Origin of the sequence: Devosia sp. WQ 349K1, assembly GCF_016595685.1 — a bacterium.
In the GTDB taxonomy this organism is placed as follows: domain Bacteria; phylum Pseudomonadota; class Alphaproteobacteria; order Rhizobiales; family Devosiaceae; genus Devosia.
Map to the genome: position 1 here is coordinate 1 of NZ_JAENGO010000009.1, position 21,804 is coordinate 21,804.

Sequence of the window (21,804 nt, forward strand, 5' to 3'; positions counted from 1 at the left end):
ACTACTTCACCATCACGCTCAATGCCGATGGCACACTCAAGCTCGACCAGATCAAGGCCATCTGGCACGGCGACACAACCAATCCAGATGATACTCAGACCCTCAACGCTGTGGCCAATGCCCTCAAGCTTGTTGCCACCGTCACCGACGCCGATGGCGACACCGCGTCCCACAGCCTCGATCTGAGCAAGGGCACTTTTGCCTTCAAGGATGACGGTCCAAAGATCGACGGCGACAAGGTCGGGAAACCAACCCAACTCATCGTCGATGAAACCACCCTCACAACCGACGCTTCGGCCAATCTGACCAATCTGTTTAGCAGTGCCATCTCCTATGGCGCTGACGGCGCTGGCTCCACCACCTATGCCCTCAGCCTCACCGGCTCCAATGTCGCCAGTGGCCTCTACGCCCATGGCACCAATGGCGCTCAGGGGACCCAGATCGTTCTCAATCAGACGGGCAATGTCATCACCGGCTCAGCTGGTGGACAAAACTACTTCACCATCACGCTCAATGCCGATGGCACACTCAAGCTCGACCAGATCAAGGCCATCTGGCACGGCGACAAGACCAATCCAGATGACACTCAGACCCTCAACGCTGTGGCCAATGCCCTCAAGCTTGTTGCCACCGTCACCGACGCCGATGGCGACACCGCGTCCCACAGCCTCGACCTGAGCAAAGACACTTTTGCCTTTAAGGACGATGGTCCAACCGCCAAAGACGACACCGGCACTCTTGAGATCGTCTATGACAAGCTTGGCGTGGGCGCGATTAATGCCGCATGGAAAATCACTGGCGGCGGTCGAAATCTCGTTTATACGGACCAGGATGGAGACGGGCTCAGTGACCACGTCACCTGGGGCGACAGCAGTGGTCGCTCGGGCTATGGTTTTGTCGATGCCCCAGCAGCAGATCTCCAAAATCTGCTCACGAACCAGACTTTCTACCTGGGCGAGTTCACGCACAGGAACTTGCCAGTCACGTCTGGTACAGCCATCACTCAGGCTCAGCTGACAGTGAATTTCCAAGTCATCATCAATGGGCAGACCGTAAACGTCGGCCCTGTGGTGATAACGTTTACCCACAACGAGACACCAAACTCTAACGACCCAGAGGCCAGTCGCGACATCATCTCGATTGCGACGTCAACGACGACCATTACCATTGCCGGCCAGAAGTACACCTTGGACGTCACCGGTTTTGTTGATGAGAATAATCAGATCGTCAACACTGTTCGGACCTATGAAGGACAGAGCAATACCTATCAGCTGGCCGTACGCTTGGTCTCATCTGACACCACCAATATTACTGCGAATGGCAATTTGCTCAGCAATGCAGACACTGCGGGCGCGGATGGTGGCTTGGCAGTAGTTGCACTCATCGGCACCGGCGCGGCTGATACAACGCTCGAGAATGGCGTCTATCAGGTGCAAGGTCTATACGGCACGCTGACCGTCAATCGTGCGGGTGAATACAAATACACCCTCACCAAGGATGCGAGCGAAGTTCCGACAGGAGCCAAGGAGGTCTTTACCTATCGCATAACCGATGGTGACGGCGACACCGATGAAGCCACATTCACGCTCGACATCTCTAAGGTTGATAGCAACGGTCAGATCATCACTGCCGGTCAAACGATCAACGGCACGGCAGGCCCTGAAACGCTCACCGGTACCGTCGGCAATGACATCATCGATGGCAAAGCTGGCAGCGACACCATCAATGCTGGCGCCGGCAACGACATCATCATTGCCGATAGCAACGACACCCTCATCGATGGTGGTTCAGGCATCGACACGTTGCGCGTGTCTGGCACATTCCGGACCGCCAGCAATGAACAACTTGTCAATGTTGAACGCGTCGAACTCGCCGCGCCGGCATCAGGCAACCGCACAATCGCGGATCTAACCAACCAAACTGAAAGCCTCCGCATCACCGGCTCCAGTGGCAACGACAAAATCCTTGGCGGATCGGGCAATGATGTGATCATTGGCGGATCGGGCAATGACATCCTTGCTGGTGGAGCCGGGAACGATGTCGTCACCGGCGGCACGGGAGCCGATCAGTTCCGGCTATCGTCCAATTCAGGCACTGATGTCCTGCGAGACTTCAATCGCTTCCAAAGCGACAAGATTGGCTTCCTGGATACAGGCACAAGTGCAAGTGGCAGTGTCAACTTTGCCAATACGACGGGCACATCTGCCGGGGCAGTGCTTAACAGCAATGACTTCGTCGCCAGATCGTCGATGAGCAATATCGACAACTCCGACGATCAAAGGGTCATCGTCATATCGACCGCCCAGTCTGAGGCCACGATTAAAACCGGCAGCGTAACGAGCGCAAACAACAGCTATGTCATTGTCTACAATAGCACCTCGGAGCACGGCGAGATTTGGTTCGCAACAAACTGGAGCGTCCCCTCAACCCGTACGCTGATTGCGACGCTCGAAAACGTTATTTCGGCTGCCGAAGTATCCGCCCTCAAAGCATCCGACTTCGTCGTCTACTCCGATGCTAACGACCCCATTATCCTCGATCTCGATGGCAATGGTGTTGGCTTTGGCAGCCTCTCCCATGGTGTCGTCTTCGACCTCAATGGTGACGGGGCCAAAGACAAGCTGGCCTGGAACAACACCAGTGATGGCATTCTGGTTTATGACGGCAATGAAAACGGCATTGCCGACGATGGTACAGAGCTGTTCACACCTTGGTTCCAAGGCGGAAGTTTCGTCAGCGGGGCAGACGCTCTCGCCTCCCTCGATAGCAATGGCGATGGCATAATTTCGCCTGAAGATGAGGCCTTCTCCAAGCTACGCATCTGGCAAGACGATAATGGCGACGGGTTTACGGACGCTGGCGAGTTGAAAACGTTGGTTGAGCACGGCATCACCAGTATCGATGCTTCGACAACCTCCACGGGCCAAGAAATTGATGGCCAAACCGTTGTTGGCGCGGGAACGTTCACGCGTGACGACGGCACCACAGGCACCTATGTCGAAGTGGAACTCGATACCGAGTTTGGCGATGGTGACGCGGATGATTACACCCAGGCTGAAGATGATCTCGCTTCGAGCCTAGCCGCGACGCAGGCGTGGACCGATGGTGAGAAAGCCGCCGAAGCACGCTCAGATATGGATGCGTCCGCGAGCCTCGACGAATACATGGCTGAGGACACTCTCGATATCACAGAGCTCCTCGATCGAGCCACTGGCCAGACTGAAGCCTCAAGCAGCGCTGATAACAATGGCACGATCATTGAGGTCAACAGTGCCGATTTGGACAAGCTCATAGATACTGGTCCAACCGTGACAGTGGTGATTGAAGGTCAGGAGTATGACGTCAACCTTCACAACCAGACGATCTAAGCAAAACTCATGATCAACGCGGCCCACTTCGGTGGGCCGTTTTTTTTCGCCGTGGCGGTCGCTATCGGCTGAGCTTGGTTCCACCCTGCGACAGAAAAACGTCGCAAATTGAATAGACTACTGTGGAAAACTTTTTGCCTAATATCTCTATTTGACCCTGCATCAAATGACCACACCCGCGTGGTTGCGGCATTTTCACGGCATCTGAATGCGCAAATTGTGGCCACGGCGCTTATAGGCAAAGCTAAAGTCGATCATTGACTTAAGTTATAAGTGCGACGTAATGGCATACAAGTACACAGCGACAAAACACCTCGCCACGCGTACGCCTAGTCTTTATGCACGGATCGGAGTGACGCCGAACTGAACATTTTGTCGCGCCAGTAATACATCACGAAAAGTGCCGCACCACTGCACCTCCACATCCTACGGACATGGAGAACGTTGTTTCTTTGCCTAACGGGTAGAGATCGGTCTACGGCGCAACTTTCGGTTAGCCGCTATGCACTTTGGAGAGGGCACGACTACCGGTTTGCGCTTTGGCAATTCCCTTTGAATATCAAGAAGGTCCTCCTCATGACCAGAACCAAAATTGTCGCAGTCGCAGGCCTAATCGCGGCACTCTCAACCTCTGCCGCACTGGCGGACACCGTTTACACCGTTGGCCCGAAGAACATCTTCGAAGGCGTCTACAGCGCCGACCAAGCCAGCCGTGGCAAGCAGATCTATATGGATAGCTGCGCGAACTGCCATGGTTCCAAGGGTGGTGGCGGCCCAGCTGCTCCTCCGCTGACCGGTAGCGCACTTGATTACAAGGCGGGCGGTACGCTTGCCGACGTCATGGACTTCATGATCATGGCGATGCCGCCTGAAGCTCCAGGCAAGCTGCGGAACAAGGAATACTCGGACGTTCTCGCTTTCATGCTTGAGTTGCATGGCGCACCAGCAGGCGAAACTGAGCTGCCGTACAAGATCAAGGAACTGGGTGATTTCGAAATCATCGAAACCCCAGCTGACCTCCCACCTCCAGCTCCTAAGGCTGAAGGCGAAGAGGAAGAAGAAGAGGTCAAGGTACCGTTTAACGACGGGCACTAAGCCACACTCAAAACACCTATTTCGACATCTCTCCGCTGACGCAATCGCGCCAGCGGCAGGGATTTGTCGACCACGATTCTTCAAAAGAGGATGGTACCTATGAAGATCAATCGCCTACTGATGGCAACGGTCGCTTCGCTCGCTCTGGCGAGTGCTCCGGCATTTGCTGACAAACTCGCTGACCTGAAGCCGGTTACTGATGCCGACCTGCAGAACGTAGCTCCAGGCAACTGGCTCGCTTACGGTCGTGACGTATCCAACTTTGGTTACTCCCCTCTCGAACAGATCAATGCTGACAACGTTAAGTCCCTGACTCAGGTTTGGGCACGCGGCATTGAATCCGGCCAGACCCAGACTGCACCACTGGTGTATGACGGCGTAATGTTCATCGCGACCCCAGGCGAAGTCATGCAGGCGCTCGACGCCGTGACCGGCGATCTCCTCTGGGAATACCGCCACCGTATGGAAGCTGAGCCAGAAGAGCTCAACTCGATCACCCGTGACCGTAAGCGCGGCATCGCCATCTATGGCGAGAACGTTTACTACGCCACTTGGGACAACCACCTCGTCGCTCTCGACATGCGTACTGGTCAGGTTGCATTCGACATCGACCGTGGCCAAGGCGATGAAGGCATCTCCAACTCCTCCGGTCCAATCATCGCTAATGGCGTGATCGTTCTCGGTTCTTCCTGCCAGTACTCGGGCTTTGGTTGCTACGTAACCGGCCACGATGCAAAGACCGGTGAAGAACTGTGGCGCAACTACTTCATCCCGAAGCCAGGTGAAGAAGGCGACGACACTTGGGGTGGTTCGGCTTACGAATCCCGCTGGATGACCGGCGCTTGGGGCCAGATGACCTATGATCCGGTCAACGACCTCGTTTACTACGGCTCGACCTCGACCGGCCCTGCGTCTGAAGTTCAGCGCGGCACCATCGGCGGCACCCAGTACGGCACCAACACCCGCTTTGCTGTTAAGCCATCGACCGGTGAAATCGTATGGCGTCACCAGACCCTGCCACGCGACAACTGGGATCAGGAATGCACCTTCGAGATGGTCGTTGATACCCTCAACGTCAATCCAAGCGCAGACATGGAAACCCTCCAGGCGATCAACACCTCGGCTGCAACCGGCGAACGCCGCGTGTTGACTGGCGTGCCATGTAAGACTGGTACCGTTTGGCAGTTCGACGCAGTGACCGGCGAGTTCATCTTCGCTCGTGACACCGCGTTCCAGAACATGATCGACAACATCGACGAAACCGGTCTCGTGACCGTCAACGAAGATGTCGTCCACAAGGAAGGTGGCGACTCTGTTTACCACTGCCCAACCTTCCTCGGTGGCCGTGACCAGCCGCGTACTGCGTACAACCCAACCTCTAAGGTTATGTTCGTACCGCTGACCAACGCGTGCCAGACCATGACCCCACGTCCGGATGCTCCAATTCCGGTCAACTCGTACAACCAGACTTCGACCTACTCCCTGCCAGAAGGCATGGACAAGGCTGGCCGTATCGACGCGATCAACATGGAAACCGGTGAAACTGTTTGGCGCTACGAACAGGATTCGGTGAACTACGCATCGCTCCTGACCACTGCTGGCGACCTGCTCTTCTCCGGTGGCGCTGACCGCTACCTGAAGGCTATCAGCCAGACCACTGGTGATCTGGTTTGGAAGACCCGCCTCGCTGCTTCGGCAATGGGCGTTCCAGTCTCCTACGAAGTCGACGGCAAGCAGTATGTTGCAATCGTCACCGGCAACCCGGCTTACGGTTCGACCCTCGAAACCCGTCTGAACGAAAAGCCAACTGACATGAGTGCACTCGGCGCTTCGATCCACGTCTTCGCTCTCCCGCAGGAATAATCCTCCCAGATCGGCGCGGCTCACCCCGCGCCGATCACCCTCTAGAACGTTCGGCCTAATGCACTATTTTTCTCTATCGCTGCGGTCTGCTCGCGAATTTGCCAGCCGTTGCATCTGCTTGGCCGCCGTTATCAGCAGCGCATTCCTCGCAACCAGCGCTCCGACCCTTGCCCAACTCGATATTGTCGCTCGTGATCTCTACACCGAGCGTACGCGCAACGAGGGCAATCTCATCTCCTTCTGCCTGCGGCCCTTTGGTCCCATCGCAGCCTTTGAAGCCGAGCTCGCCGAGCAGATCGGCAAGATGCTCCTCACCGAAGTGCGCACCTACACGCTCAATCCGCGCAGCTTCCCGGTTCGCCCCTCGATTTTCGATTACTACTTCGGCCTCACCGACGATCAGATGTTCATCATGATGGCGCAGAATTGCGACGTCGTGCTGGGCATACACCTGTCCGCGGCCTCGCCTGAATGGCTGCGTCTGTCGCGCCCCTACATTTCTGCCAATGTTCTCGGCATCACGCGTGATCCCGCGCTAAAGTCGCTCGAAGACCTCGGTCCCAACATTCGCTTGGGCGTGCACGGTCAAGCTTCAGGCGACGCTGCTCTCGTGAGCTATTTCAACACTCAAGCGAAGGGCACGACGCCAGAACGCGTCAGCTTCCGTTCCAATCAGGATCTCTTCGCGGCGCTCAGTTCCGATCAAGTCGACGCCGCCCTGATATGGGAAGGCGCGCTTATGGCCGGCACCGACGGCAACCCCGAGGGCTATTATCCCATGGCCCGCCTGCCCTTCCCAGTTGATCCCATCGGCGTCAGCGCCGCCGTGCGCATTGAAGATCGCTTTCTGGGTGTCCTCATCGATGAAGCGCTGAACGCGCTCGACGAGAACGGCACGCTGGTGGAAATGGGTCTCCGTCACAAAGTTCTCTGGAGCGAAGCGCGATGATCTCGCTCCTATGGGAACTCCACCCGACCCGCATACTCTACGACGCCAGTGCTGGTGTCGTCGTCCTCGCCCTGCATGGCCTGTTCTTGGCGCTGGCAGCCAAGTGGCTGGGCGATCGTGGACCGAGCTACGATGGGCGCCTCACTGCTGATCCGAGCGTTCATATCGACATTTACGCCTTGGTTGGTGTGGTCGTGACCGGCTTTGGCTGGGTCAAGCCCATGGACATTCGGCCCAATGACATCAAAGGCCGCCTCTTTGGCATTGCCGCCGCTGCGCTATTCGCCATTGCAGCGACCTTCGCACTCGGCCGGTTGGCCATGGCCAATCGCGGCACCCTCATTGCCATCACACCGCCCGATTTACTGCAGTTTGCCGAAGCGTGGCTCTTCTCGTTCACCCGCCTCTCCGATCGCATCGCTGGTTTTAACCTCCTGCCGCTGTTTGCTCTGACCGCTGCGCACATCGTGCAGCCCATTCTGCCCGCCCGCCTGCGTCTGCCCACCACCTGGCTTTCCGCACTGACGCTCGCTCTGGCCTTTGCGATCAAACTTTGGGTGTGGCGATGAACGCATCTGCAGACCCAATTCTCCAGCCCCTCGTCCAAGGCCGGTCGAGGCTCAAGCTCCGCTTGTTTGCAGCAGCCTGCATTGGTGCCACCTCTGCAATGTCGCTCGTCTTGGCGGTTGATACGGGTCTTCGCCTGCTCGGTCAGCAAGGCCTGTCGCCGCTCAATCAGTTTATCAGCGCGGCAGCTTTTACGGGCATTGGTCTCGGCATTTTCCTGTCGTCCGACTGGCGTCGCCTCGCCAGCCCGCAGCAGCTTGCTCTCGCCATCGACCGCAAAAGCGATATGCGCCTGGGGTACGCCACGGCGCTCGAAGCCTATTCGCGCGATGAGTCCAGTTCAGTCGCCAAGGCATTGATTAATAATGCCAGAGCTGCATCATCTGGTCTGGACCAAGCCAAGCTCTGGCCCTATTTCACCAAAACCGTTCAGATGTTTTTGGCCGCAAATTTGCTCGTCGGCGGTCTTGCGTTAGCCCTTCAAAACACCGTCCTCACGCCGTCCCTCCAGCCTGCTGTCGAGACGTCCGAGCGTTCTGCCGACGACATTCGCGACAGCGCGCAGTCCCTTGCTGATCAGCTCAAGCGCGAAGCCATTGGCCGCAATGAACCCATTCTCGAAGCGCTCGCCCGCGCCATCGAAGAGCGGGTTGCCAATGCCAGCGAGGAGACCTCTAGCGAAGAGCTTGAGGCCGAGCTTGATGCCTTGATCGATCAAGCCAAGTCCGCTTTCGGGGATACCCCTCCGAGTTGGCTCAACAACAATCGTATCACGGGCAAACCGCAAGAGGGCACAGCAGGCGCGACCATCACTGGTGGCCCGCGCAATGCGCCCGAGCAGGCTGGCGACGATACTTTCGCGATCAATCTGGATGATCTCGAAAGCGCGCGCCGCCAGCGCCAGCTCGACATTATGGAAGCCAATGGCGAACAGTTGGACGAAACCGAAGCTTTTGGCGAGATCACCGAAGGCGACAACAAGCCGATGAGCGGCGCTATGTCGATGCAAAAGCTTGAACCCAAGCAATTGCAGATCGCGGCTCGTGAAGCGGTCGGTGCTTCGGCGGACTCTGGCAAGGGCCCAGCCGATCAAGCCGGTGGTGGCAGCAGCGATCTTTTGGGCGAAAGCTTTGCCCTTGGCGCCAACGGAGCCGAAGATTTCTCCCTGCCCCAGTCGACACAGGAAACAGGCCGTCGCATTCGTATCAGCCTGCCCCCTTCTGAGTCAGAACAAGGACTTGCAGGGGCCGGTTCAGGTGAAGCCGGAGCGACAGTCAGCGCCCATGCGCCTGTCCCGGTCACCCGGTCAACCATCAGCGCCAGCCACCGATCTACCTTGTCGCGTTATTTCGAGAAGGTGTCGGAATGAACTCTCTCCCTAGACTATCCGGGACCATTGCGTCGTGACCCCTGGCATTCTCGCTCCCGCGATGCTCCTCCTTCTCGCGCTCGGCGCACTGATCATATGGCTGCACAGCACCCAGCCTGTGCGTCGCATCGTGCCCAGCATGCAAATTTGGCTCTCCCTGCCAGACATGGCGGGCGTGTCCAAGCGTCGCCGCCGCCTGCCCAAGCCTTCCGCCCTGCTGTTCTTGCAACTGGCAGCCTTGGCCGCACTCGTCCTCGCGCTCGCGCAGCCTTTCCTCGGCGCGCGCCCGGCTGACCATTTGGTGGTCGTTCTCGATGGCTCCGCCGAGATGAATGTCTCGACCGATGGCGTGCGCACATTCGACAAGGCCCGTGCCGCGCTAGAGTCGAGCTTACGTACGCGCAACGGCGCAGCGCCTCAGCGTGTCTCCATCATTCTCTCGGGTCCCGCGCCGCAATTGCTGGCGGCACGCCATCCTTATGAACCCGAAATGGCAGCGCCCCTCGTCGCTGCCACCTTGTCAAGCGACGGTCCCGCCAACATTGCGCAAGTTCTGGATCTCATTCACCAAACCCTCCTCCCCAATGAGACGGTGGAAGGCCTCTATATCGGTGCGCACCTGCCCCAGGCGCTTCGTTCGGATGAAGCCTTGCCAAGCTTTGCGCACACGCCAATCACGCTTCCAGTCCTCGCGCCGCGTCTTGATCTGCGTCTAACGCCCACAGCAGACGGCAAGTGGCGCATACAGGGCGGCGCAACCGCGGCCGCCACAGTAGAAGAAGCGCGCCTCGAAATTGGCTTCACCAGCCTCGTTGACATTGGCGAACATCAACCCCTTCCGTGGACCAGTTTCCGTCTCAAGTTTGTCGATGGTGTCGCGTCGATCGACGAAACCATCACGCTCAAAGATCTGGGCCTCATCACCGTCAGCGTCTCAGCCGAAGATACACAACCTTGGGCTGGCTCGACCCATTACACGCTAACCACGAGCTCAGTGCCGCAGCGTGTTCTCTATGTTGCCGATCCGACCAGCGCCGATCAGCCGCTCATTCGCGCATTGCTGGCGCAAGACAATGTTGAGGTCTTCAAAACTGCAGAGTTGCCGTCGGACCTGAGCGAGTTTGCGCTCGTCGTGGTCGATAATCTCACACTTCCAAGTGCGCCCGCCGCGCATACAATCTGGATCGGCGCGGCCGGAATTGCTGAAACCAGCGATGCCACTGCCGCAGCGCATGACGCTGATTACTGGCACCCGGTGCACCCCCTCACCCGTGGGCTAGATTGGCACATTCCCGACTATGCTCAGGTGTCCACGCGTTCGCTCCCGGCTGGTGCCGAAGTCTTGGTTGCCGGCAATACCCTTCCGCTCCTCGCAACTATCGAGCGCGAAACCTATCGCGATCTCTTCGTCCGCTTTGACCCGCGCACAGTTGACTGGAAGGGCTCAGATGTTCTGCCGATCCTTTCGGGCCAGATCACCGATTGGCTTGGCCTCTCCGGCATGCCGCTGCTCAACTGTCAGGTCGGTTTGCCGTGTGGTGTACAGACGGGACCGTACACGTCGGTGACGGGCGCGGAGCCGTTCTCGGTTGCGGCCGCTGCGTTCACCCCGAGCACCGCTGGCGTCTTCACCTCCGAAACTGGCCAGTTCATTGCCATCAACGCCGCTCCGAGCCGCGCACCAGCAGTTTCAGCTGAAAATGTTGAGCCAGATTCTGCGTCGGCTCCCTTGGCACTGATGCCGTGGTTGATCCTGCTCGCCTTGGCCCTCATGGCTGCCGATGCGGCCCTCCGCTATCGCAAAAGCGGCCGACGTGCGCTGACCGCTCTCATCCCAATGGCTTTGCTGGGCGCTGCAGTGATCGGCCTCGCTTTGCCCTTGCCATTCGTGCGCAGTGTTGCGGTGACCATCGCTCCGCAGGGCGCGGCGTCAGTGCCTGACACCGCGACAATTGCTGCCGGGCCAGTTCCGCGCTTAGCGCCATCAGATACCGCAGCACAACCCGCGACACGCTTGACTCATTTGGGCCCTGCTCTCGCCCTCGCTGAAGCGCTCGTTCCGCCCCATCAACACGCAGCGATCACCATCAGCGCGCCAATCCGCACCGAGATGTCGGCAAGCAACAGCTTCGCCTTATCCGGCCGGACCGCCATCACCCACACTGATGCCTCAGTGCCAGAAGCACAGCAGCCTGAACTCGTAGCGCTCGCCGTCCCCGCCGACGCCAAGCCCGGCGATCGCATTGTACTAACGGCTCTCGTCAGCACTCCCGTGGAACTCCCCGCGGAAGTTTCCTTCCATGCCAACGGCACCCAGCTTGTCGTTGAAAACATCGCCCTCTTGCCGGGCATGAACCGGATTGAGACTGAACTCCCTCCGCTGGCATTGGGCGAAACTCTGTTTACGGTCAACGTCTCCACCGAGCGCGGCTTCGCCAGCAAAATGTCGGCGATCACCACGGCCCGTGCCGGTCGCCCTATTCTTGTCCTAGCGCCTGCTCTCTCGCACGGCGAGGCCTTTGCCGAAATGGCGCTGCCCGGCCACACGGAAGCGGACGTCGCCGTACTCGACCCAGCGTCCGCACCCGACTATCTTCGCGGCTGGCTGAACTATGATGCCGTGGTTCTGGTCAACATGCCTGCGCGCGCGATTACCTCCCGCGAAGCTGGTCTGGTTGAAACAGCAGTCTCCGAACACGGCCTTGGCCTCATCGCCCTAGGCGGCAACAAGGCCTTTGGACCCGGCGGCTATTACGCCACGCCATTTGAGAACCTCTCCCCTCTTTCGGCCCGCGTCCCCCGCGAAGCGCCAGAGGTGACAATGGTGTTTGTGCTCGACCGTTCAGGCAGCATGAACCAGACGGTTGGTAGCGGCACGCGTCTTGAACTCGCCCGGCAGGCAACTGCTGGCGCAATTGAGCTGCTCAATCCGGCCAGCCAGGTCGGCATTGTGGTCTTCGACACCGAAGCCCGGGTCATTCTCCCGCTCACAGCTGCTAGCGAAAGCGATGCCATTCGTGCGGCTCTCGCCGAGGTCGATACCGGCGGCGGCACTGCCATCGTGCCCGGTCTCGAAGCTGGCTGGGGTCTGCTTCAAAATTCCGAAGCGCAAGCGCGCCACATGATTGTCATGTCCGATGGTCTCAGCCTGCCCGGCGATTTCGCTGGCATCGCTGGCCAAATGCGAGACCAAGGCATTACCGTGTCGGCCGTCGCTGTCGGCACCGAAGCCGATACCCGTGCCGTCATCGAAATCGCGCAAGCCGGTGGCGGTTCGGTCCACGCCTCGGACGATTTCGCAAGTTTACCCTCCATCCTCTCGCAAGAGGCTATGCTGCTGTCCTCGCCCGTACGTGAGGGCGTAGAACGGCCGCGCGTTAAACAGCTCAGCGCCGATCTGATGCGCGGCTTGTCCGCGACCCCGCCGAGTATTTCTGGCTTGGTGCTCACCACCGAAAAGCCGGAGGCACTCGTCAGCATGACCTCGACCAATGCTGAGGGCGAAGAAGCGCCCCTTATGGCGAGCTGGCGTTATGGCAATGGTTCCGTTCTCGCTTTTGCAAGTGATGCCACCGGCGAATGGACACGGAACTGGCGAAATGACGCCACCATAGGCCCCTTCTGGGCCCATGTTTTGCGCCAGATACGCCCAATAGTGCCGGCCAGCGGCCCATTTTTGGCCATTCGAGGCCAAGGCGAAACCATAGCGCTTACGCTCGACGTTTTGGACGATGAAGGCGCGCCACGATTTGGTCTCGCCCCCATCGCCGAAGTGACCTTCGCCGATGGAGCGGTCCAACACATCGCTTTGCAAGAAAGTTCTCCCGGCACCTACACGGCCAATGTTCTCACCGAGCAAACCGGCCGCGTTCACGCCCGCGTCGCCATCACCCCGCCGAAGCGTCTTGGCGCGGCGGCACGCGATACCTCTGATTTAATTGCGGAATCTGCCACCTTCATCAATCGATCCTATTGGGCAGAACCGATTTCAGACGTCGCGCCACGCTTTGTTGGCGGCATCGAAAAAGCCCCCGAAGGCATGGCCCTGCGCCTCGTCCCCGGCCTCACCACGCCTTGGACTGCGCTGGCGCTCCTCGCTTTCCTCATCACCCTATTCTTCTACATGCGTCCCCCGCGCCCCCGCGCCAAGGCCGGTATGCAAGCCCCCACCAATCAAGGACTGGCATCGTGACCGCTCACGCCCCAATTGCTTCAGATATTGAAACGCTCCGCACTGCCCTCAGCGCTGCACGCAGTGAGATTGCCAAGGCCGTGCGCGGTCAGGACGAGACCATTTTGCTGACCCTGATCGGCATTATCTCAGGCGGCCACGTTCTCCTTGAAGGTCCTCCGGGAACCGGGAAAACTCTTCTCGTTCAAAGCCTTCACGCTGCAACCGGGCTCGATTTCGCGCGCATTCAGTTCACACCTGACCTCATGCCCGCCGACATCACCGGTGGCATGACGCTGGTGGAAGACGAGACCGGCCGCCCCCGCGTCGACTACCAGAAGGGCCCGATTTTCACCCAGCTCCTGTTGGCCGACGAAATCAACCGCGCCACCCCACGCACCCAGTCCGCCTTGCTCGAAGCGATGCAGGACGGGGCCATTTCTCACAATGGCCGCACCGAACAGCTGCCGCAGCCATTCACGGTTTTGGCGACCCAAAATCCGATTGAAATGGAAGGGACTTACACCCTCCCCGAGGCGCAGGTTGACCGCTTCATGCTGCGCATCGAAGTCAAATACCCGAGCCCGGAAAGCCTTGCTGAAATCCTCATTGCCACCACCGGCACCGAGAAGCCAAAGCTACAAGCTGTTCTAACGCCTGAGCAAATTCTTGTCCTGCGCGCGCTGGTCCGCGACATGCCAGTTCACTCCACCATCCCGCTGGCCGTCGCCAAACTCGCGACAGCAACCCAGCCGGGCAGCCCCGATAGCGACGCCGAAGCCAATCGCATTCTGCGCTATGGCATCAGCCCACGTGGCGCCCAGTCCATGCTCCTCGGGGCCAAGGCCCACGCTTTCCTCGCCGGTCGCAACCATGTTGCCGTAGAGGACCTTCGTGCTGTCATGGGCCCGACCCTGCTCCATCGCCTCCACGCTCGCTTCGAAGCCAAGGCGGATCCGCTGGCCGTGACCAAGCTGCTCAACCGCCTCTTTGACAAACATCTCGGTTCAATTTCATGAGCTTAGAGGCAAATCAAGCGCAGGCGGCACTCACGCCTGCATTGATGGATCAGCTTTCAGCAATGCATATTGTAGCGGGCTCTTCGCGAGCCACGCGCGGTGTTGGCGAGCGCCAGTCAAAGACGAGTGGCGCGGGCATGGAGTTTGCCGAATACCGCGCCTATCGCGCTGGTGATGATCTGCGCCATGTTGATCCGCGCAGCCTCGCCCTTGGGGCGCCACTGACCCGTAGCTATGTGCAACGTCGTCAGCTTCTCGTTACCATTGTTCTCGACCTAACTCCTTCTATGGTCAGCGTTCCTGCGAAGGCTCGCCTTGCCTCAGCACTGGCATCCGCCCTCGGGTTTGTCGCGCTGGTCGGTCAAGATCGCGTTCAAATACTCGTCCTAGAGGGCGACAATGCCATCCGTCGCTCCCCCGTTTGGCAAGGCCGTAGCAGAGCACCAGAGCTCTTCGCATTCACGCAAACAGACCTAAGGCCAGTCCCCGACCGTGAAGTCGGTGTACCTCGGCCCGCACTGTCTAGCCTTGCCCAAAGCGTTGAATCTCTTCGTGCAACGGCCGATGCAGGCTCGGTCTGCATCGTGCTTTCAGATTTCTGGGAGCCCGGTGCGGCGCAGAGCTTGGGCAGTTTGGCGGCCACGCCAGCGAGTGTAGCCGCCCTGCAAATTCTCAGCGCTGTGGAGCGTGATCCCGGGGCCTATGGCGAAGGCGTTCACCGCTTTGTCGACGCAGAAACCGGGCAAGAGCGCGACATCACCATCGACGAAACAATGCTTAGCCAATACAGGCAAGCCCTTGATACATTGCAGCTATCGCTCCGCACCGCGGTAAACCCACGCAATATTTTCCTCACTCTGCATGCCGAGGACAGGCTCAGCACACTGTGTTTTGAGACCTTGCCTCAAGCAGGAGTCATCGCATGACCCAATATCCGTCAGCGCCCGTCAGTGACAACGCCGCCATTGTTGTGGACGGCATCTCCCAGCGCTATGGCCGCACCCTGGCTTTGGACAATGTCAGCCTCACCGTTCCTAACGGTAGCCTCTTTGCCCTGATCGGCCCCAATGGCGCAGGCAAGTCGACCCTTATCGATATTGTCTCAACCATTCGCAAGCCAGTCGCCGGGCGTGCTGTCGTCGCGGGGATCGACGTTGCGCGCCAGCCGCGCGACGTACGTCGCCGGATTGGCGTTATATTTCAGAACTCTACGCTGGACACACGACTGTCGGTTTTCGACAACCTCGACTTTCACGCGCGCGTTCACGCCATGGGGCGTTCCGAACGCAATCGCCGCATTGATGAAATGCTCGAACTCGTCCGCTTAGAAGAATGGCGCAAAGCGCCCGTTCGCGCCCTATCAGCGGGCATGAAGCGCCGCCTAGAGATCGCTCGCGGCCTGCTGCACGACCCAGAAATTCTCTTTATGGACGAACCCACTGTTGGTCTCGACCCTCAGTCCCGCGCCAATATCTGGCAGCACCTGACGGACCTGCGCGAGCAGACCGGACTGACGGTTGTCGTCACCACGCACTACATCGACGAAGTGGCAGAAGCCGACGACGTCTGTGTCATCGACCGTGGCAAAATCCTCGTTGAAGGCACGCCGGCAGATCTAAAAGCCAAGCATGGCACGACGCTCTTGAGGTTGCAGCCGGAAGGCAGCGCTGGCCGCCAAGCTATTGTTTCTGCTCACCCCGACGCCATGACAATGCCCGACGGCCAGATGCTCGTACGCTTCGCCTCTCTACCTGAAGCTGAGGCCGCGCTTGCCGCCCTGCGTGGCAAAGTTGCGCTGGCTACCCTTGAACCGCCAAGCCTCGAAAGTGTCTTCCTCAGCCTCACCGGCCGCGCTTTGCGCGAAGAAGCACCGAACTCTGGACGCGGCAAGCCCGCTGGCAAAGGAGCTCGCAAATGAGCCAGAAAAGCCCAACTCCGCGCGCGCGCCGTCAGTACAATCCTTCGGCCTTGCGCAATATGTGGGACATCGCTTGCGGTGTGCAGGTCATTTGGTGGCGTGAGGTGAAGCGTTCACTCACCGATCGCGGACAGCTGATCGGTGGCGTCTCTCGGCCGCTCCTCTGGGTGCTCATTCTCGGCGTTGGCCTCAACCCGTTCTTCCGGGGCGAAGTCATGGGCGACGTTAAGTTCATCGTCCCCTTCACCTATTTGCAGTACATCTTTCCCGGCGTGATCGTCCTCAACATCCTCTACACCTCCATCCAATCGGCGGTGTCGTTAATCTGGGATCGTGAGTTTGGCTTCCTGCGTGAAGTTCTCGTCTCCCCGCTGCCGCGCAATTTCATCCTTTTGGGCAAAGTCTTAGGCGGAGCCACCACAGCTGTGGTTCACGGCATGCTGGTTTTGGCCGTAGCGCGCTTTGCCAATATCCACATCAGCTTGGAGGACTTCATTGCCGCCTTGGGACTGATGTTCGTCATCTCCTTTGGCATGACATCGCTTGGCATCGTCATTGCCAACCATGTGAAAGGGTTTGAGGGCTTTGGCGTGTTTTCAAACGCGCTCGTGCTCCCGCTCTACTTCACCTCGTCCTCGGTGTTTCCGCTCGATCCGGCTCTTACTCGCGCTCAAACGCTCGTCGTCTATCCGCGCTGGCTCGTCGCGCTGGTTGAAGCCAATCCGATTACGTATGCCGTCGATAGCTTACGCGGCATCCTCATCGGCTTTCACTCCTTCCCCCTTATGCTGGGCTGGCAGGTCGCGGGTGGCATGGCTATCGTTCTCTTTCTCGTCGCCATGTACGAATTCCGCAAGGTCTAGGCGATGATCTCTCTTCGCCCCCTCGTACCGCTTGCAGTGTCTTTCGCCATTCTGTTCGGCGTTAGCTTTCTGCCGTCCGACGAGTCCTGGTCTGAAATTCATCAGGCCGAACGCCTCACCGTTTGCGCCCCGCGTGAGATGGGTCCCCTTGTCACGCGCGACCGCGAGAAGCCGGGCTTTGAGATCGAACTGCTCCGTGAGGCGGCCAGTCGGATGGGTCTCACCATCACGGTGACACAGAACGCGGCGATGAACCGGGAATACAATCCGACCAACTGGCGGATCTCGCGCGCCAACTGCCGCGTTATTGTTGGCGGCATCCGCGACAATGTTTGGAGCAGAAGCCTTTTGGAGCTAACCGCCCCTTACCTGTTGAGCGAATGGACATGGGTTCACAAAGGCGAGGCAGCGTGGCCACCCGAGAGCGTTGCTTTCGCACCGGGCACCTTCTCGCTGGATCGCGTCGCGCTGGCTCAAAGCCTTATTCGGGCCGGTGTCGACGCACTGCCAATGCAAAACGTCGATGACTTGGTCGAAGCTTTCACCCAAGGCGAAATCAGCTCTGCAATCACCGAAAGCACGATCGCGGCCGCCCATTTTGACACGAGCGAGTTCAGCCTCAGCCCCGTCCCAAACGGTCCCGCGGCCACAGGGCTCAGCTTCGGTTTCTGGAAGGGTGACACAACCCTACGCCGTCAAATGGACGCAACACTTGCTGACCTCAAGGCAGATGGCACGGTTGCAAAACTGGCGGAGAACTACGGTCTGACAGTCCGATGACGGACGAACGGAATACGTTACCTACACCGTCAAAGGGGTTAGTCGCCATTTGACGGATTGGCCTAGCTCACGACCGAGTCACGATCGACAGAGCCATGGCCGAAAACCTGCGTGATCAGTTTTCTGAGGGACACAAAGGGTAGGTAATAGCTGGCCATCCTCACCGAGGTGTGGCCGCGCAAAAGGGACGTGCGTCTGGAGCGGCGCGCGTCTCTTTTGTTTTAGCGGCAAGCCCGCGCCAGAGTTGCCAGCCAATACGTATCAGTCTATCTGATATACATTCGCCGATCTGGGCCACGAGGATCTGATGAGCCGCAATTTTCTAGTGGTTGACCCGGAAGAAGGCCAAGACATCATCAGAGGCCTAGCCTCCCCTATTCGCGTCAAAATCTTGAAACTTCTGCGGACCGAAGGCCCGCTCAATGGCAACGACATTGCCGACCACTTGGGCCTGCCGCAATCGACCGTCTCCACAAATGTGCAGATCTTAGAGGCCGCAGGCCTCTTACGGCTCGAAACGCAAAAGGCACGGAAGGGCAATCAAAAGATCTGCCACTCCACTTTTGACGAGATCCTTGTCATGTTCAACGAGGACAAAAGTGACAAGCGTGACAGCGTCATAGAAGTGTCCATGCCCTTGGGGCTTTACACCAGTTGTGAGGTCACGGCGCCATGCGGATTGTGTTCTACGGAAAGCATCATTGGGCTCTTGGACGTGCCTGACACATTCCTCGACCCCGACCGCATGAAGGCCGGACTGATATGGTTCACGCGCGGCTATCTAGAATACCAATTTCCCAATAATGCCCGCCTCTCCAAAACAACCGTAGAAACCCTAGAGTTCGCAATCGAGCTTAGCTCCGAGGTGCCAGGCACATCCGCCGATTGGCCAAGCGACATTACCCTTTCGATCAATGGCATCGAAATCGGCACTTGGATGTCGACTGGCGACTATGGCGACAAACGAGGCGTCTACACGCCCGACTGGTGGAAGCTTAAAGGCAGCCAATACGGAAAGCTGAAAAGCTGGCGCGTGACAGCTGCCGGCACTTACGTTGACGGGATGAAAATCTCGCCGGTGTCGATGGCCGACCTTGATTTGGACACGCACCACTCGATCCGCTTACGCATCGCGGTCAAAGACGACGCCAAGCATCCCGGCGGCATCAATATTTTTGGCAAGGGTTTTGGCAATTACGATCAGGACATTGTGCTCAGATTGCACGTCGCCTCGTAACGCACCACCGACCCAAGAAAAACCATTACCTGTCGCGGTAGACAAGTCGTCCAGCACGCGTGACCGACGCACCACTTTGGCCAAAGCTCATTTTGCCATTCACCATGACCAGTTCGATGCCAACCGATTGTTGGACTGGCTTTTCATATGTCGCCAGATCAGCAATGGCGTCCGGGCGGAATGCGACGAGGTCGGCAAAGAAACCGGCTTTGAGTTGACCGCGCCGGGTCAGCCCAAAAACCTTTGCAGTCTTGCCCGTCATCTTGTGGACCGCAGTCTCCAGATCGAACAGATTCTCATCTCGTGCATAGTGCCCAAGTACGCGCGGGAATGTTCCCCACAAACGCGGATGCGGATGGACGTCATGCGGTAATCCGTCCGAACCGATCATCGAGAGCGGTGAGGCGAGGACACGCCGCACATCCGCTTCATCCATCTGAAAGTAAATTGCACCAGCAGGTTGCAGCTTCGCGGCAGCGGCACTCAGGTCGAGGCCCCACTCTGCGGCAATGTCGATAAGGTAACGACCTGTCATTTCCGGATGCGGCCCGGACCACGAGATCATGATCGGATATGTATCGGTGATCAGATCCGCGCGCAGATTGGTCGAGCCAGCCGCATAGGGGTAAACGTCGATATTGATCGCCTGATCTTGGGCCAAGCGCGTAATCTTGGGCAGTGTCTGCTGCGATCGCCCCCAGTTCTCGACCCCCGCACATTTATGATGCGAGATGACCAATGGTGTACCCGCCGCTTTAGCGGTGTCAGCAGACTCGTCGATGCTCTCGAGAACATGCTCGAATTCGTCGCGCATGTGGGTCGCGTAGACACCGCTGTGTCGCGCAACATAGCGCCCCAACCGGGATACCTCGTCAGCATCTGCTGCTGCATTTGTGGGATAGAACAGGCCTGTCGACCACCCCACTGCCCCGTTTTCCATTGCCTCGGATAGCAATGCACCCATGCGCTCGATCTCGCTGTCGCTCGCCTTCGCGTTAACGTCAGCCATCACCGCCAATCGCAGGGCTGAATGGCCGACCAGTGCAGCGACGTTTACAGCGGGTACAACCTCGGCCACCGCCCGCGCGTAAGAGGCGAAGGTGACGAATTCATAGGAACGATTGCCACCCAAAAGGTTCATCGGCGGTGGAGGATCGCCCTTAAAAGTCACGGGAGCGAGGGAAACACCACAGTTTCCAACGACAACGGTGGTCACACCTTGGCTGATTTTTGGCAGCATTTCCGGCGCATCGAGCACGATGCGGTCATCATGGGTATGAGAGTCGATAAAACCAGGTGCGAGTGCTAGCCCTTCCAGATCGACTTCATTGCGTCCCGTCTGGCTAATTGACCCGACCGGCCCCACTGCAGAAATCGTGTCGCCAACGATTGCCAACTCCCCGTGATAGGACGCTCCTCCCGTGCCATCGATGATGCGCGCGTTCCGGAACACCCAATCGGGCGTATTGTTGCTGGCCAAGGTCATGGGATCACTCGTGCGGTTTGATGGTCTTCATCAAGATCGTTGGGTCAGTGGATGGCGCGGGAATGGCTATGCCAATGCTGGCGACCGTGTATCGAACGCGCCGCAAGATTTCGCGCGCCTGAGCGCCTCGCTCTGAGGCGACACCTGCGGCAATCGTATCGATCACCATCATGTGGGCGTATCTGGAAGGCGTTGGCGCGAGGACGTTTTCGTCTTCGGCGATAACGATAGGAATGAGGATCGTGGCGCCCTCTGCCACGGGCGTATCAGGTCGGGTCAACGCAATGGTCGTCGCGCCGAAAGACGACGCAATTTGAACGGCTTCTGCCACCGCTTTCGACCGCCCGCTGTTCGATATAGCGATGACAACATCACCCTTGCTCAGGGTCGCTGCCGACATGCGTTGCTGATGCCCGTCGATATAGGCCGACACAGGCAACCCAATGCGGAACAGCCGTAGTTTTGCGTCCTCGACCAGGCTCGCCGAGCCCCCGCCTTGCCCGTAAATATCCACGCGACGCGCATTGGACAGCGCTGCGATGGCGCGGGTTACGGCGTCAGTATCGAGCCCATTCAGAGCATCTCTCATGGCGTTGATCGCACGCGACATGATTGATTGCGCAAGGTGCCCTGCATCATCGTCAAACTGGCGGTCTGGCTGCAAATAGGCGGCGGCGACGGTCAACGTCGTGGCGAGGTTGATCTTAAAATCGGCAAAGGAAGCGCTACCGATAGACCGGCAGAAACGCGTCACGGTAGGCTGACTGACATCCGCCGCTTTGGCGAGTTCAGCGATGGTCATTCGCGTCGTGGCTTCGAAGTCGACGCGCACGGCTTTAAGAACCTGCTGCTCGGCTGGCGACAGCTCGCTCTCCACGCGCTGCATGCGCGAGACGATATCAATGACATCCGACTGAACAACATTCGCCGACTTAGCAGTCATACGGCCAAACACCTCTTCACTGTTATGAAATTGAATTACAGCCTTCCGATTTTTAAGCAAGAAATTTTTGAAACAGGAAGCTTGAGTGGTTAGAGCCATCACTAACACGCTTGAGAAATTTCAACATTTTCGGTTTCAGACAGCCGATTTAGCCCGAAAATCGCCATTGGAATGCG

Annotated in this window: 15 protein-coding genes; 13 read left to right on the forward strand and 2 right to left on the reverse strand. The window is 58.4% G+C overall.

Annotated features, from left to right (window positions below):
* The 13 genes from JHL21_RS16400 to JHL21_RS16460 all read left to right on the forward strand — a co-directional run.
* On the forward strand, positions 1–3,368 hold a 3,368-nt coding region (locus JHL21_RS16400; RefSeq protein ID WP_200214716.1), incomplete at its 5' end, for a DUF5801 repeats-in-toxin domain-containing protein.
* A gap of 576 nt (positions 3,369–3,944) precedes the next feature.
* Positions 3,945–4,463 (forward strand): c-type cytochrome, encoded by a 519-nt coding sequence (locus tag JHL21_RS16405; protein ID WP_169196316.1) that lies wholly within the window; start codon positions 3,945–3,947, stop codon positions 4,461–4,463.
* Between the two features lie 99 nt (positions 4,464–4,562).
* Entirely contained in the window at positions 4,563–6,326 is a 1,764-nt protein-coding gene (locus JHL21_RS16410) for a PQQ-binding-like beta-propeller repeat protein (protein WP_254082100.1), read from the forward strand.
* Between the two features lie 58 nt (positions 6,327–6,384).
* Positions 6,385–7,275, forward strand: a complete 891-nt coding sequence (locus JHL21_RS16415; RefSeq protein WP_200214719.1) for an ABC transporter substrate-binding protein — start codon at positions 6,385–6,387, stop codon at positions 7,273–7,275.
* Complete coding sequence (locus JHL21_RS16420; RefSeq protein ID WP_200214721.1) at positions 7,272–7,844, forward strand: hypothetical protein; 573 nt, start codon at positions 7,272–7,274, stop codon at positions 7,842–7,844. The genes JHL21_RS16415 and JHL21_RS16420 overlap by 4 nt, the downstream gene beginning before the upstream one ends.
* On the forward strand, positions 7,841–9,211 hold the full coding sequence (locus JHL21_RS16425; RefSeq protein ID WP_200214723.1) for a hypothetical protein: 1,371 nt from the start codon (positions 7,841–7,843) through the stop codon (positions 9,209–9,211). The genes JHL21_RS16420 and JHL21_RS16425 overlap by 4 nt, the downstream gene beginning before the upstream one ends.
* A 34-nt stretch (positions 9,212–9,245) precedes the next feature.
* Positions 9,246–13,403: a VWA domain-containing protein gene (locus tag JHL21_RS16430; RefSeq protein ID WP_200214725.1), complete on the forward strand. Its 4,158-nt coding sequence runs from the start codon at positions 9,246–9,248 to the stop codon at positions 13,401–13,403.
* Complete coding sequence (locus tag JHL21_RS16435) at positions 13,400–14,401, forward strand: AAA family ATPase (RefSeq protein ID WP_367948217.1); 1,002 nt, start codon at positions 13,400–13,402, stop codon at positions 14,399–14,401. Before JHL21_RS16430 ends, JHL21_RS16435 begins: the two co-directional genes overlap by 4 nt.
* On the forward strand, positions 14,398–15,327 hold the full coding sequence (locus JHL21_RS16440) for a DUF58 domain-containing protein (RefSeq protein ID WP_200214727.1): 930 nt from the start codon (positions 14,398–14,400) through the stop codon (positions 15,325–15,327). Before JHL21_RS16435 ends, JHL21_RS16440 begins: the two co-directional genes overlap by 4 nt.
* Positions 15,324–16,319, forward strand: coding sequence for an ABC transporter ATP-binding protein (locus tag JHL21_RS16445; RefSeq protein ID WP_199530686.1), 996 nt, complete (start codon positions 15,324–15,326; stop codon positions 16,317–16,319). The genes JHL21_RS16440 and JHL21_RS16445 overlap by 4 nt, the downstream gene beginning before the upstream one ends.
* The gene (locus JHL21_RS16450; RefSeq protein WP_254082101.1) at positions 16,316–17,182 is read left to right on the forward strand and encodes an ABC transporter permease; all 867 of its coding nucleotides are present in this window, start codon (positions 16,316–16,318) and stop codon (positions 17,180–17,182) included. The genes JHL21_RS16445 and JHL21_RS16450 overlap by 4 nt, the downstream gene beginning before the upstream one ends.
* A 3-nt stretch (positions 17,183–17,185) precedes the next feature.
* The gene (locus JHL21_RS16455) at positions 17,186–17,962 is read left to right on the forward strand and encodes an ABC transporter substrate-binding protein (RefSeq protein ID WP_200214729.1); all 777 of its coding nucleotides are present in this window, start codon (positions 17,186–17,188) and stop codon (positions 17,960–17,962) included.
* Between the two features lie 307 nt (positions 17,963–18,269).
* The gene (locus tag JHL21_RS16460) at positions 18,270–19,199 is read left to right on the forward strand and encodes a transcriptional regulator (RefSeq protein ID WP_169196307.1); all 930 of its coding nucleotides are present in this window, start codon (positions 18,270–18,272) and stop codon (positions 19,197–19,199) included.
* 25 nt (positions 19,200–19,224) lie between these two features.
* Here JHL21_RS16460 and JHL21_RS16465 read toward each other — a convergent pair whose 3' ends face one another.
* Positions 19,225–20,685, reverse strand: a complete 1,461-nt coding sequence (locus JHL21_RS16465) for an amidohydrolase family protein (protein WP_200214731.1) — start codon at positions 20,683–20,685, stop codon at positions 19,225–19,227.
* A 4-nt stretch (positions 20,686–20,689) separates the two neighbouring features.
* On the reverse strand, positions 20,690–21,628 hold the full coding sequence (locus JHL21_RS16470) for a MurR/RpiR family transcriptional regulator (protein ID WP_200214732.1): 939 nt from the start codon (positions 21,626–21,628) through the stop codon (positions 20,690–20,692).
* Positions 21,629–21,804: the final 176 nt, after the last annotated feature.

Bases quoted from the DNA above. Each gene is read 5' to 3' on its own strand.
- JHL21_RS16405 (WP_169196316.1), top strand. From the start codon at position 3,945: ATGACCAGAACCAAAATTGTCGCAGTCGCAGGCCTAATCGCGGCACTC.
- JHL21_RS16410 (WP_254082100.1), top strand. From the start codon at position 4,563: ATGAAGATCAATCGCCTACTGATGGCAACGGTCGCTTCGCTCGCTCTG.
- JHL21_RS16415 (WP_200214719.1), top strand. From the start codon at position 6,385: ATGCACTATTTTTCTCTATCGCTGCGGTCTGCTCGCGAATTTGCCAGC.
- JHL21_RS16420 (WP_200214721.1), top strand. From the start codon at position 7,272: ATGATCTCGCTCCTATGGGAACTCCACCCGACCCGCATACTCTACGAC.
- JHL21_RS16425 (WP_200214723.1), top strand. From the start codon at position 7,841: ATGAACGCATCTGCAGACCCAATTCTCCAGCCCCTCGTCCAAGGCCGG.
- JHL21_RS16440 (WP_200214727.1), top strand. From the start codon at position 14,398: ATGAGCTTAGAGGCAAATCAAGCGCAGGCGGCACTCACGCCTGCATTG.
- JHL21_RS16445 (WP_199530686.1), top strand. From the start codon at position 15,324: ATGACCCAATATCCGTCAGCGCCCGTCAGTGACAACGCCGCCATTGTT.
- JHL21_RS16450 (WP_254082101.1), top strand. From the start codon at position 16,316: ATGAGCCAGAAAAGCCCAACTCCGCGCGCGCGCCGTCAGTACAATCCT.
- JHL21_RS16455 (WP_200214729.1), top strand. From the start codon at position 17,186: ATGATCTCTCTTCGCCCCCTCGTACCGCTTGCAGTGTCTTTCGCCATT.
- JHL21_RS16460 (WP_169196307.1), top strand. From the start codon at position 18,270: ATGAGCCGCAATTTTCTAGTGGTTGACCCGGAAGAAGGCCAAGACATC.
- JHL21_RS16465 (WP_200214731.1), bottom strand. From the start codon at position 20,685: ATGACCTTGGCCAGCAACAATACGCCCGATTGGGTGTTCCGGAACGCG.
- JHL21_RS16470 (WP_200214732.1), bottom strand. From the start codon at position 21,628: ATGACTGCTAAGTCGGCGAATGTTGTTCAGTCGGATGTCATTGATATC.